12 protein-coding genes are annotated in these 12,513 nt (G+C 71.1%); 4 read left to right on the top strand and 8 right to left on the bottom strand.

Translation table 11 applies throughout. The features are described 5' to 3' along the window. Window positions 1–132: 132 nt before the first annotated feature. The gene (locus NVV32_RS00440) at window positions 133–969 is read right to left on the bottom strand and encodes an HAD family hydrolase (RefSeq protein WP_422390982.1); all 837 of its coding nucleotides are present in this window, start codon (window positions 967–969) and stop codon (window positions 133–135) included. A gap of 44 nt (window positions 970–1,013) precedes the next feature. After that, window positions 1,014–2,294 carry a serine--tRNA ligase gene (gene serS, locus NVV32_RS00435; protein WP_055765961.1) on the bottom strand — a complete coding sequence of 427 codons (1,281 nt, stop codon included), beginning with the start codon at window positions 2,292–2,294 and terminating at the stop codon, window positions 1,014–1,016. A 67-nt stretch (window positions 2,295–2,361) separates the two neighbouring features. On the opposite strand from serS, the gene NVV32_RS00430 reads away from it, so the two are divergent. Next, window positions 2,362–3,495, top strand: a complete 1,134-nt coding sequence (locus tag NVV32_RS00430; RefSeq protein ID WP_055768932.1) for a diacylglycerol/lipid kinase family protein — start codon at window positions 2,362–2,364, stop codon at window positions 3,493–3,495. Here NVV32_RS00430 and NVV32_RS00425 read toward each other — a convergent pair. The 4 genes from NVV32_RS00425 to NVV32_RS00410 all read right to left on the bottom strand — a co-directional run bounded on the left by NVV32_RS00425 (window position 3,492) and on the right by NVV32_RS00410 (window position 6,240). Beyond that, on the bottom strand, window positions 3,492–3,839 hold the full coding sequence (locus NVV32_RS00425) for a hypothetical protein (RefSeq protein ID WP_055765965.1): 348 nt from the start codon (window positions 3,837–3,839) through the stop codon (window positions 3,492–3,494). The genes NVV32_RS00430 and NVV32_RS00425 overlap by 4 nt on opposite strands. 93 nt (window positions 3,840–3,932) lie before the next feature. Beyond that, window positions 3,933–4,907: a DNA topoisomerase IB gene (locus tag NVV32_RS00420; protein ID WP_422390981.1), complete on the bottom strand. Its 975-nt coding sequence runs from the start codon at window positions 4,905–4,907 to the stop codon at window positions 3,933–3,935. Window positions 4,908–4,978: 71 nt separating this feature from the next. Next, complete coding sequence (gene pheA, locus NVV32_RS00415) at window positions 4,979–5,917, bottom strand: prephenate dehydratase (protein ID WP_422390980.1); 939 nt, start codon at window positions 5,915–5,917, stop codon at window positions 4,979–4,981. Continuing rightward, window positions 5,914–6,240, bottom strand: a complete 327-nt coding sequence (locus NVV32_RS00410) for a rhodanese-like domain-containing protein (RefSeq protein ID WP_422390979.1) — start codon at window positions 6,238–6,240, stop codon at window positions 5,914–5,916. The genes pheA and NVV32_RS00410 overlap by 4 nt, the downstream gene beginning before the upstream one ends. Before the next feature lie 99 nt (window positions 6,241–6,339). On the opposite strand from NVV32_RS00410, the gene NVV32_RS00405 reads away from it, so the two are divergent. From NVV32_RS00405 to NVV32_RS00395, 3 genes are all read left to right on the top strand, one after another. Further along, the gene (locus tag NVV32_RS00405; protein ID WP_422390978.1) at window positions 6,340–7,791 is read left to right on the top strand and encodes an amidase; all 1,452 of its coding nucleotides are present in this window, start codon (window positions 6,340–6,342) and stop codon (window positions 7,789–7,791) included. Then, entirely contained in the window at window positions 7,792–9,255 is a 1,464-nt protein-coding gene (locus NVV32_RS00400) for a peptide MFS transporter (RefSeq protein ID WP_422390977.1), read from the top strand. It abuts the gene before it with no gap. 145 nt (window positions 9,256–9,400) lie between these two features. Then, entirely contained in the window at window positions 9,401–10,924 is a 1,524-nt protein-coding gene (locus tag NVV32_RS00395; RefSeq protein ID WP_422390976.1) for a long-chain-fatty-acid--CoA ligase, read from the top strand. On the opposite strand, the gene NVV32_RS00390 is transcribed toward NVV32_RS00395, so the two are convergent. Beyond that, window positions 10,921–12,156, bottom strand: a complete 1,236-nt coding sequence (locus tag NVV32_RS00390; RefSeq protein WP_422390975.1) for a glycerate kinase — start codon at window positions 12,154–12,156, stop codon at window positions 10,921–10,923. The two genes, NVV32_RS00395 and NVV32_RS00390, sit on opposite strands and share 4 nt — an antisense overlap. A gap of 97 nt (window positions 12,157–12,253) precedes the next feature. Next, on the bottom strand, window positions 12,254–12,421 hold the full coding sequence (locus tag NVV32_RS00385; protein WP_157365700.1) for a hypothetical protein: 168 nt from the start codon (window positions 12,419–12,421) through the stop codon (window positions 12,254–12,256). Window positions 12,422–12,513: the final 92 nt, after the last annotated feature.

The following is a 12,513-nucleotide window of genomic DNA, read 5'->3' as shown; positions in this document are numbered from 1 at the left end:
TCTCTTCCCCGGTCCGCCGCCCCGACCGGCGACGGCGGCCGCCGGCCCCGGGCAGCGCACGGTTCGGCGACGATGGGCCGGCAGGCACAGGACAGTCGAGCGGCCGTCGTCCCCCCGTGCGTCCACGACAGGTCAGACGAGCGAGCGGAGGACCTTCGCGGCGCCGTCGTCGTACACGCTGCCCGTCACCTCGGAGGCGGCCGACCTCACCTCGTCGGGTGCCTGGCCCATCGCGACGCCGCGCCCCGCCCACTGCAGCATCTCGATGTCGTTCCGGCCGTCGCCGACGGCGACCGTCATGGCGGGATCCGTGCCGAGGCGGCGGCGCAGCACCTCGAGCGCGGTGGCTTTCGTGACGCCCGAGGCCGCGATGTCCAGCCATGCGGTCCAGCCGACCGAGTAGGTGACGCCATGGAGGCCGATGGATGCGACGGCGGCCCCGAACTCCTCGGCCGAGCTATCCGTGCTGAAGACCACCACGCGGACCGCCCGGCTCCCGAGCATCTCCTCGAAGCCCACGCTCTCGGCCTCCGAGCCGAAGCTCGCGTCCTGGAAGCTCTCGGTGGAGAGGAACCGTCCGCGGTCGTCCTCCAGCGCATATTTCGCGGAGGGCAGCCGTTCCCGCAGCGCCGTGAGCGCGGGCCTCGGGTCGAAGGTCACGCGGTCGAGGACCTCGAAGCCCTGGTCCAGGGTCGCGTCGACCCTCAGGGTCACGCCTCCGTTGGAACAGACGGCGTAGCCACGCGTGATCCCCAGGAGCCGGATGACCGGCAGGGTGGCCCCGAGGGACCTGCCGGTGGCGATGATGACCTCGTGCCCGGCGTCGATGACGGCCCGGGTGGCGTCCCGCACCTCCTCCGTCATGGCTCCCTCGTGGTCCACGAGGGTGCCGTCGACGTCCAGGGCGATCAGGTGGTGTGTGCGGTTCTCCTGCCGGTCATCGATGCCGGCACTGGTCAAAGTGCTCATGCTTCAGTGAACCAGACCGCACCGACACCGGGGTAGGAGAATCCTCACAGGACCGGGAGGGTTTCCAAACCGTTCATGTAGGGTCGCAGCGCCGCCGGGACCGTGACCGAGCCGTCGGGGTTCTGGTGGTGCTCGAGGATGGCGACGATCCAGCGCGTCGTCGCGAGCGTGCCGTTGAGGGTCGCGACGGCGCGGGTCCCCTTCTGGCCCTCCCCCTCCGGGCGCTCGCGGATGTTCAGGCGGCGGGCCTGGAAGGTGGTGCAGTTCGAGGTGGAGGTCAGTTCCCGGTAGTCGCCCTGCGTGGGGACCCATGCCTCGCAGTCGAACTTGCGGGCGGCGGACATGCCGAGGTCACCCGCAGCGGTGTCGATGACGCGGTAGGGCAGTTCGACCTTGGCGAGCATCTGCTCCTCCCAGGCCAGCATCCGCTCGTGCTCCGCCGCGGCTTCCTCGACGGTCGTGTACGTGAACATCTCCACCTTATTGAACTGGTGCACGCGGATGATCCCGCGGGTGTCCTTACCGTGCGAGCCGGCCTCGCGCCGGTAGCAGGAGGACCAGCCCGCGTACCGGACGGGCCCCGCACCGAGATCGATGATCTCGTCGGAGTGATACCCGGCGAGCGCCACCTCCGAGGTCCCGACGAGGTAGAGGTCGTCCTCCTCCAGCCGGTAGATCTCGGCGTCGTGCGCTATGTCGAAGCCCGTCCCCTGCATGGTCTCGGGACGGACGAGCGTGGGCGTGATCATCGGCGTGAACCCGGCGTCCATGGCCTGGTCCAGGGCCATGCGCAGCAGCGCGATCTCGAGCCGGGCACCGACACCCTTCAGGAAGTAGAAGCGTGACCCGGAGACCTTGGCGCCGCGCTCCATGTCGATGGCACCGATCAGCTCGCCGATCTCGAGGTGGTCCCGGGGCTCGAACCCGTCGGCCGCGAAATCCCTCGGGGTGCCGACCGTCCTGAGCACCACGTAGTCGTCCTCGCCGCCCTCGGGGACGCCGTCCTGCACGAGGTTCGGCAGCTTCCGCAGCAGCGCCTCCTGCTCGGCCTTGGCTTCCTCGGAGGTCGCGGAGGCGGCCTTCACGGCCGTGGCGAGCTGCTTGACCTCCGCGAGGAGGGCCTGCTTCTCCTCACCCTTGGCCTGGGCGACGCGCTTGCCGAAGGCGTTCTGCTCGGCGCGGAGCGTCTCGTAGGCGGTGACCGACTCACGGCGCCGCGCATCCGCCGCGAGGACCGCGTCGACCAGCGACTCGTCCGCCCTGCGTGCGCGCTGCGATGCTCGGAACTGCTCGGGATTCAGGCGGAGGTCGTTGACGTCGATCACAGCGTCAAGACTACCCAAACCCCCGCCGGCCACGGATCGCCCGGCCTCGCCGCTATTGTGGATGACCATGCGCCGCAAACTCCTCGCCGGGACCGCCGCGGCTTCCGCCGCCGTCGCCTCCGTGCAGACCTACTGGTCCGTGCGTCGGCTGCAGCAGACCCGGACCCCCACGGCCTCGGTGCACGAGCCGGTGCCAGCGCCCGTGGGTCCGCAGCGCGTGGCCCTCGTCCTCAACCCGACCAAGCTGCAGGCCGGGGTGACCCGCGAACTCGTGGAACAGGCCTGCTCCGATGCGGGCTGGGAGCGGCCGCTGATCCTCGAGACCACCGTCGAGGACCCGGGCACGGGGCAGGCGCAGCGGGCCCTCGACGCGGGCGCCGACCTCGTCATCGCCGCGGGCGGCGACGGCACCGTGCGCGCCGTCGCACAGGCCCTCGCCCACCGGCCCGCGGCGCTGGGGCTGCTGCCCCTCGGTACCGGCAACCTGCTGGTGCGGAACCTCGGGCTGCCGTACCACGACATCGCCGGGTGCCTGCGGATCGCGCTGCACGGCTACGAGCGGCGCATCGACGCCGCACGGATCATCCTGCGTAACGACCGCACGCACACGAGTTCCGAGCACCCGTTCCTCGTCATGGGCGGGGTGGGATTCGACGCCAGCGTGGTGGCGGACGCGAAGCAGGACCTGAAGGACAAGCTGGGCTGGCTCGCCTACAGCGAGGCGGGCGTACGCCACCTCCCCGGGCGCCGCCGTCGGATCTCCATCAGCCTCGACGGCCAGCCGCCGCAGAGCCGCAAGGTGCGCAGCCTGCTCGTGGCGAACTGCGGGAAGCTGCCGGCGGGCGTGGACTTCGTGCCGGATGCCATGATCGACGACGGCTACCTCGACGTGGTGGTCCTCAGCCCCCGCAGCCTGATCGGCTGGACGCTGATGGCCGCGAAGATCCTGCTGCGACACCGCGGGGCGACGCCGGTGATCAGCTACTACCGCGCCCGTGAGGTGACCGTGTGGTCCGCGGAACCGATCGCGACCCAGCTGGACGGCGATGCCTCCGGCTCGACGACGTCGGTGACGGCACGGGTGGACCCGGACGCGCTGATGGTCCGGGTGCCTGCTCCGGCTCCCGGACCATCGGGGTCCTCCGTGCTGCCGCTCACCGACTTCCAGAAAGGGTGGCGGCGGCTGCTGCGCCGCTCCTAGCGCTCGCGGTCCGTGTACTCGCCCTGGCCCTCGGGCGCGTCGACGAGGGGCTTGTCCTTGTCGGTGTACTCGCCCTCCTCCGCGGCGTCCTGGGACGACGTGTATCCGCCGGAGGCTCCTGCCGGCTCGGTGCTCGTGTAGTGGCCCTCCTGCTCGGCGGCCGCGACGGCCTCCGAGGGATCGCGGTCGGCGCGATCGGCCTGCTCGTTGATCAGGGCCTGCTCCTCTGCGAAGCGCAGGTCGTTACCCTGGTCCCCGATGTCACCCTGCCAGTTGGGATCCGACGTCGAGCCGTCACCCTCGTTGGGGTTCACGATGTGTCCACCATGGGCGTTCTCGGTCATGATGCTGCCTTTCGTCGAAGGATGCGCTCCTCGTTGGGCGCCCGGTGCCAGCGTACTGACCGACGGGATGGTTTGAAACGGGCGCTGGTGCGCTCAGTCGCGCAGCAGCTCCTGCACGGCCTTCTCCGAGGCCGAGTAGGTACCGATGGGGATGACCTCACCGCTCATGAAGCGGTCCACGAGCCGCGGGTCCACGTAGGAGGTGCGGGCAACCGTCGGCGTGTTGCCGAGGTGCTCCGCCACGGCCTTCATGGTGGCGCTCACCGCCTTCTGGCGGGCCGTCCGGGTGGTCGCCCCGAGGTCCTCCTTCGCGAGTGCCATCGCGGCGACGACCGTGGCCTGCCAGGTCCGGAAGTCCTTCGCGGTGAAGGGGCCGCCCGTGACCTGGCGGAGGAATTCGTTGAGCTGGGAGCCGTCCACGTGGTGCCACACGCCGTTCTCCGACTGGTAGGCCAGGACCGTGTCGGCCTCCTCACGCTCCACCATGGGCCGCAGCGCCTCGGCCAGGTCCTCGTCCTCGAGGCGCGTGTCCCAGTGCTGGCCGCTCTTGCCGGGGAAGTCGAAGACGATCAGGCCGCCGTCGATGGTGCAGTGCTCCACCAGCAGCGTGGTCACCCCGAAGGATCCGTTGGTCTCCGCGTACTGCGCGGAGCCGATCCTGAGCGCACCGGAGTCGACGATCCGCAGGGCTGCTGCGAAGGCCCGCTCCCGGCTGACGCCGTCGCTCCGCAGGTGCTGCGTGATGGCGCGACGGGCGCTCGGCAGCTTCGCGCCGAAATCGAGTGCGCGGTCGAACTTCTCGCGGTCCTTCTGCTCCCGCCAGGCCGGGTGGTACATGTACTGGCGCCGTCCGGCATCGTCCGTGCCGATCGCCTGGACGTGCCCGTTCGGGTACGGCGCGATCCACACGTCCTTCCAGGCCGGCGGGATCACGAGCTCCTTGATCCGCTCGAGCTCGGCGCGGTCCTGCAGCAGCTCGCCGCTGGGCGCTCGGTAGCTGAAACCCTTGCCGTGCCGGCGGCGGGAGATACCGGGCCTGCGCGTGTTGCTGCGGCGCAATCGAGCCATCAGGAGAACCAGCCTTCGAGTGGGGGACCGTCGATGGTAAGCCTACTGTGTAATGGGCCGCAGGAACGCGCCTACCTCGGTCGGCCCCCGAGGATCCCCCCGAGCCAGTGGTCCGCCGACGCGAAGGCGTCATCCGAGGTGTGGCGCTCGACGGCGGGGGTCCGGTGATCGGCCCGCGCGTAGGACCCGAGGAAGCGGAGGCCCGGGCTGATCCGGTGCAGGCCCTTGAGCGCGTCCGCCACCCGCGCGTCCTCCACATGGCCGTCCGCGTCCACGCTGAAGAAGTAGTCGCCGAGGAACTGCCCGGTGGGCCGCGATTCGATCCGGCTGAGATTGACCCCGCGCGCGGCGAACTGGTCGAGGATCTGCATCAGCGCCCCGGGGTGGTCCCTGGGAAGCGGTATCACCAGCGTGGTCTTGTCCGCCCCGGTCCGGGGCGGGAGCGCGTCCGGTCGGCCGACGAGCACGAACCGCGTGACGGCGTCGGCCACGTCCCCGATGTCCTCCGCGAGCACGGCCAGCCCGAGCCGCTGGGCCACGAGGGGCGAACAGATGGCGCCGTCATAGGAGTCGTCACCGTCGACGAGCCCGTAGGCGGCAGCAGCGGTCGACGACGACGGGAAGTATTCCGCATCGGCGATGGTGGCGTCCACCCAGGCACGGCACTGCGCCCAGGCGTGCCCGTGGGTCGCGATCCGCCGGACGGCCCCGAGTGCGGTTCCGGCCCGCGCGGCGAGCACGAAGGTGATGGGCACGAGTTCCTCACGCAGGATCCGCAGGGGCTCGCCGACCGCGATGGCGTCCAGCGTCGCGCTGACACCTCCCTCGACCGAGTTCTCGATGGGCACCATCGCGGCGTCCACCGCCTTCGACCGTACGGCGTCGAGCGCCGCCGCAACGGTGGACGCCGGTACGCGGCGTGACTCTCCGGCTCCCGGCACCTGCAGGAGTGCGGCCTCGGTGAAGGTACCCTCAGGCCCCAGGTAGGTGTACGAGGACGGCTGCGTCACAGGACCGCGGGCTCGCTGCCCGTCTCGGAGACCATCGGCTTGCCGGCGTCGGCCCAGGCACCCATGCCGCCGCTCACGTTGATCGCCGTGTAGCCGTTGCCCTCGAGCCACTCCGCAGCGCGCTGCGAGCGCCCGCCGGCACGGCAGATGACATGCAGGTCCTCGTCGGGATCCAGCTCGCCGAACCGCGCGGGCAGCTGGTCGAGCGGGATGTGGACGGCGCCGTCCACGTGGCCCGCCTCCCACTCGTAGTCCTCACGGACATCGAGGATGCGCGCGTCGCTGGGCACTGCCGTCACCGGTACGTTCTGGAGATCGCTCATGCGCCTACCTTTCCACGCACCGGCAGGGGACGCCATTGCTACGGACCCCTGCGGGCCGGCTCCTATAGTGGGAGGATCCCCGCCTTCCCTGGAGTGCCCATGAGCGAACTGCACGACCTGCCCGCCCTCACGCTCCGTGACGCGCTCGCCCGCGGCGCCGTCAGTGCCCGGGAGGTGACCGAGCATTTCCTCCGGCGCATCGACGCCCTGAATCCGGACCTCGGCTCGTTCGTCACGGTCACGCACGACGACGCGCTGCGCGCCGCCGACCACGCCGACCGGCTGCACGCCTCGGGCGTCACTCTCGGGCCGCTGCACGGCGTGCCGATCGCCCACAAGGACCTCACCGACGTCGCCGGTGTCCGGACCACGCTGGGCACGGCCGCCCTCGATCACGCCGTCGCCGAGAAGGATGCGCCGCTGGCGTCCGTCCTCCGGCGGGCCGGCGCCATCAGCCTCGGCAAGACGCAGGTCCCGGAGTTCGGTCTGAGCTGCTACAGCGAGAACCGCATCGCCCCGCCGGCCCGCAATCCCCTGGACCCCCGGCTCAGCCCCGCAGGATCGAGCGGCGGGAGTGCGGCCGCCGTCGCCGCGCGCATGGTCCCCTTCGCGCCCGGGACCGACGGCGGCGGTTCCGTCCGCATCCCTGCGGCGGCCACCGGTCTCGTCGGGCTCAAGCCGAACCGTGGCCGGGTGCCCTCGGGATCGGCGCAGGCGGACCTCGGACAGCTGGTGGTCGCCGGTCCACTCGCCCATACGGCCGCGGATGCCGGGCTGCTCCTCGATGTCCTGGTCCAGGAACCGAACTACCGGCCCACCAGCGCCGCCTCCCGCTATCCCGGCTCCTTCCTCGACGCGGCGCTGCGGGCGGAAGGGCGCTTCAGGATCGGCGTCAGCACCGCCTCCCCCTTCGCCGGAGCCGGCGACGTCCTGGGCGACCTCGGGCTGGACAGTGCCGCGACCGACGCGCTCCACGCCGGTATCGGGATGCTGCAGCGGGCCGGACACGACGTCGTCGAGACCGCCCTGACCTACGACCGTCGCTACCACGACGCCTTCCAGCTGGTGTGGACCGCGGGACTGGCCACCGCCCCCCTCCCCGCGGACCGCGAGGACCGGCTGACGGACATCACCCGCGTGCTCCGCCGCCGCGCGCTGGGCCGCAGCGCCGCGGACCTCGCGGCCGCCGTCGACGTGCTGCGGCAGTTCGAGCACGAGACGATCCGCCAGTACTCCGACCACGACATGATCCTGACTCCCGCCGTGGCGATGACACCGCGCCCGATCGGGTGGTACACCGACGCCGACGGCGACACCGACTACCTCCGCCAGTGCCGATACTCTCCCTACACCTCCATGGTGAACGTCTGCGGCCTGCCTGCCGTGACGGTCCCCACGCTCCGCCTGCCGGACGGCCTGTCCATGAGCGTGCAGCTCATCGGGCGGCCCGGTGAGGAGGCGCAGCTGCTCGCCGCAACGGCACAGATCGAGGCCGTGCGGTATGCCGATGGTGATTTCCCAGCTCTCGTGGCCAGTGGCACCATGGAGTAGATGAGCACTTCCCAGCGCACCGCCCGCACCGGCGGGTCGACCTTCCTCGGACACCCGCGCATGCTGGCGAACCTGTTCAGCGTGGAGCTGTGGGAGCGGTTCTCCTTCTACGGCATGCAGGCGCTGCTGCTCTACTACATGACCTACACGCTCGCCGAGGGCGGCCTCGGCTTCGACGAGGTGACTGCTGCAGGACTCGTCGGGGCCTACGGCGGCGGGGTCTACCTCTCCACCATCCTGGGCGCCTGGCTCGCCGACCGCGTCTTCGGCTCCGAGCGCGTGCTCTTCGTCTCGGCGATCATCATCATGGGCGGGCACATCGCCCTCGCGCTGCTCCCCGGTGTCGTGGGCCTCGCCGTCGGGCTGGTCCTGGTAGGCGTGGGCTCGGGCGGCCTGAAGGCGAACGCGTCGTCACTCGTCGGCACGCTGTACGCGCCCGGCGACGACCGCCGCGACGCGGGCTTCTCCATCTTCTACATGGGCATCAACATCGGTGCCCTCGTGGGACCGCTGCTCACCAATCTGGCGTGGGACGCCTACGGGTTCCATGTGGGCTTCGGCCTCGCGGCGGTCGGCATGGCCGCGGGCCTCGTGCAGTACGCGCTCGCCCGGAAGAACCTGCCGGTCACCGCGCACGAGGTCGAGAATCCCCTCCCGCGTGCCGAGTACCGCCGCTGGATCATCATCACCGCCGCCGTCCTCGTGCTCCTGGGCGTGGTCGTGAGCACAGGCCTCCTGAACGCGGAGAACCTCGCCGACGTGATGGCCTTCGCCGCCATCGTCGCGACCGTCGCCTATTTCGCGGTGATCCTGCTCAGCCGCAAGGTCACCGCCGTCGAGCGGCGCCGCGTCTACTCCTTCATGCCGCTCTTCGTCGCGAGCGCTGCCTTCTGGTCGCTGTTCCAGCAGCAGTTCACCGTCGTCGCCCTGTACTCCGAGAGCCGCCTGGACCGGGATCTCTTCGGCTGGGAGATGCCGCCGGGCATGGTGCAGTCGATCAACCCCGTCTTCATCATCGTCTTCGCCGGTGTGTTCGCGGCCCTGTGGACGCGCCTCGGGAGTCGCCAGCCGTCGTCGCCCGTGAAGTTCTCCTTCGGACTCATGGTGATGGGCCTGGCGTTCCTCGCCTTCATCCCCTTCGCCGGTGGTGGACCGAACAGCACGCCGCTGCTCGGGCTCGCCGCGATCCTCCTGCTGTTCACCTGGGCGGAGCTGTTCATCTCCCCGATCGGTCTGTCCGTGACCACCAAGCTCGCCCCCGAGGCGTTCCGCACGCAGATGCTGGCCCTCTTCTTCCTGTCCATCTCCCTCGGGACCACGGTGTCCGGCATCCTCGCCGGGTTCTACTCCGAGGAGACCGAGGTGCCCTACTTCGCCTTCAGCGGCATCACGGCGATCGTGCTCGGCGGCGCCCTCCTCGCAGGAGCACCCGCCATCCGGAAGGCCATGAGCGGCGTCCGCTAGGCTCCGGCGGGCCCTGTTGCGCGGCCGCCCCTGATCCCACAGACTTCTACCCACCGGTAACATCCGTACCGGGAGCACCGGAACGGACACCGTACGTGCGGCGTGCGGCCGGCCCGGCAGTCGTCGAAGGATCAAAGGAGATCGCGTGTCGAACCTCGCCAACAATCTTGTCGCCACCGCAACGAGGAGCCCCGCGGCGGTGGCCATCAAGCTCGACGACGTCGAAGTCACCTTCGGAGCCCTCGAAGTACTCAGCCAGAAGGTCGCGACCCTCCTCGCCGGCCATGGTGTCCGGCGCGGTGACCGCGTCGCCCTGATCATGCCGAACATCCCTCAGATGGCCTTCGTCTACTACGGCATCCTGCGCGTCGGGGCCGTCGTCGTGCCGCTGAACCCGCTGCTCAAGGGACGCGAGGTCGCCTACCACCTGACGGACTCGGGGGCCCGGCTGGTCTTCGCCTGGGAGGGCATCATCGCGGAGGCGCAGTCCGGGGCGGAGGCATCGGGAACGGAGCGCGGCGACGAGGTCACGGTGGTCACCGTGGACAGCGGTGCCTTCATGCAGAGCGTCTCCGCGGCCGAGCCCACCCCCGGCGTCGTCGACCTCGACGGCGAGGACACCGCCGTCGTCCTCTACACCTCGGGGACCACGGGACGGCCGAAGGGCGCGACGCTCTCGCACACCAACCTCTCGCGGAACACCGAGATCTCCCGCGACCTGATGGGCACGGCCGAGGGCGAGGTGCTGTTCGGCGGCCTGCCGTTCTTCCACATCTTCGGCCAGACCTGCGCCCTGAACGCCGCCGTGCTGACCGGCGCGACGGTCACGCTGCTGCCGCGCTTCGAACCCGGCAAGGCGCTGGAGATCATCGCCCGGGACCGCGTCACCATCTTCGAGGGCGTGCCCACCATGTACATCGCGATGCTGCGGCATCCGGCGGTCCAGGACACCGACCTCTCCTCCGTGCGGGTCGCCGTCTCCGGCGGCTCGGCCCTGCCCGTCGAGGTACTGCACGAGTTCGAGCGCGTGTTCAAGGCCGATCTCCTCGAGGGGTACGGGCTGTCCGAGACGTCGCCGATCGTCAGCTTCAACCGCGTGGGTGCGTTGCGCAAGCCCGGCTCCATCGGCACCCCGGTCGAGGGTGTGGACGTACGCATCATCGATCCCGACGGCGCCGAGCTGCCGCAGGGCGAGGTGGGCGAGATCGCCGTGCGCGGCCACTGCGTCATGAAGGGCTACTGGAAGAATCCGGACGCGACCTCCGCGGCCATCCCCGACGGCTGGTTCCGCACCGGAGACCTCGCCCGCGTCGACGAGGACGGCCTGCTGTTCATCGTCGACCGCAAGAAGGACGTGATCCTCCGCGGCGGGTATAACGTCTATCCGCGCGAGATCGAGGAAGTGCTCTACGAGCACCCCGCCGTCGCCGAGGCCGCCGTGATCGGCGTGCCCGACCCGCTGCACGGCGAGGAGATCGTCGCCGTGATCGGCCTCAAGGCCGGGTACGCCCCGGCCGACAACGCCGCGAAGGAGACCCTCGCCGCGGAGGTCGTCGAGTTCGCGAAGGAGCGCGTCGCGGCCTACAAGTACCCGCGCCGGGTGGTGCTCGTGGACGCCCTGCCGAAGGGCCCCACCGGCAAGATCCTGAAGCGGGAGATCTCGGTCTAGGTCCGCGCCGCACCGAACACGCCGTACACGTGCGCGGCGGCCCCCTCCATGAGCGCCCCGGCGTCCTGCATCAGCTCCTCGAGCCGCACCGGACCCGTCGCCAGGGAGAAGGCCGCCGCCAGCCCGGCGTCCTGGACCTCCGCGGGCGTGAGCTGAACCCGTCCCGCGATCGCGACGACGGCGCAGCCGGCCGGGGCGTTCGCGACGACGGCCTGGACCACCTTGCCGCCGAGGGACTGCGCATCGAAGGAACCCTCCCCGGTCAGCACGAGGTCGGCGTCGGCGAGAGCGGCCCCGAGGCCGACGGCGTCCGCGACCAGCGCGGACCCCGGGACGATCTCCGCGCCGAGCAGCGCCACGAGCACGGCGGGCAGTCCCCCGGCCGCCCCGGCGCCCGGCAGCTCCAGCACGTCGACGCCCGTCAGATCGCGCAGGATGCGTGCAAGGTGCGCCAGGCCGTGGTCGAGCACGGCGACGTCGTCCGGCGACGCGCCCTTCTGCGGACCGAAGACCGCTGCGGCACCGCGGGGCCCGCACAGGGGGTTGTCGACGTCGACGGCGATGCGCCACCGTGCAGCGCGGGCCCGCGGATGGAGTCCGTCCAGCTCGATCGAGGCGAGGGTCGCCAGTGCGCCGCCGCCGGGCGGGAGCGGGTCGCCGTCCGCGTCGAGGAAACGTGCGCCGAGGGCGGAGAGGAGTCCCGTGCCGCCGTCGGTGGTCGCGGAGCCGCCGATGCACAGCAGGATCTCCTCCGCCCCGTCGCAGAGTAGTGCCGCCGCGATCTCGCCCACCCCGAAGCTCGTGGCCGTCAGGGCATCCAGCGGCAGGTCCGCGACCAGGGGCAGGCCGTTGGCCTCGGCGGCCTCGAGGACACCGCGCACCGCATCATCCGCTGCGTCGTCCGCGGCACCGGCAGCGCCATCCGCGGCAGTGGAGCCGCTTCCCCCGGTGGTGATGCCGTACCGGGCGGCGCAGGCCCGGCCGGCGGCGTCATGGCAGGCGACCGTCCGGGGCTCGACGCCCCAGGCCGCGAGCAGCGCGTCCAGTGTCCCCTCCCCACCGTCGGCGAGGGGGGCGAGGACGACGTCAGGCGCCGGGTGTCCGAGACGGGCCGCGGCGGAGGTGACGCCCCGCGACATGGCGAGGGCAGCCTCCGCTGCGGGGAGGCTGCCCTTGAGGGAGTCGGGAGCGAGGACGATCCTGAGCGGGCGGGGCTGCGCGGGCGTGATCACCCGTCCACCCTAACCGCGGGCCCTGCGACGCGTCGGACCATGTCGGCCGCCGTCCGGCGCGGTCACACGGCTCCGGGCGTCGCCGCCCCCATCGGCGTCAGCCGGTGGGACCGCTGCCGTTGTCCGCCTCGAAGTCCGGGGCCACCTCGTCCTCCGTGCCTGGTCCGCCGTAACCACCGGCGAGCTGCTCGTCGAGGTTGCCGGCCTTCTCGGCGCCCTGCTCCTCGGGATCGCCGGTGGGGGTGTCGCTGGGACCGTCGCTCATGGTGCTTCCTTCCGTTCGCGTCTCCACCCTGGCCGGGTGCTGATCCTCAGCTTACTGACGATCAGCGACACCGGGTGTAATCGGCCGCGTTC

This window comes from Arthrobacter sp. N1, assembly GCF_048288285.1.
Taxonomy (GTDB): domain Bacteria; phylum Actinomycetota; class Actinomycetes; order Actinomycetales; family Micrococcaceae; genus Arthrobacter_D.
This window is presented reverse-complemented; position numbering and strand designations above follow the sequence as displayed.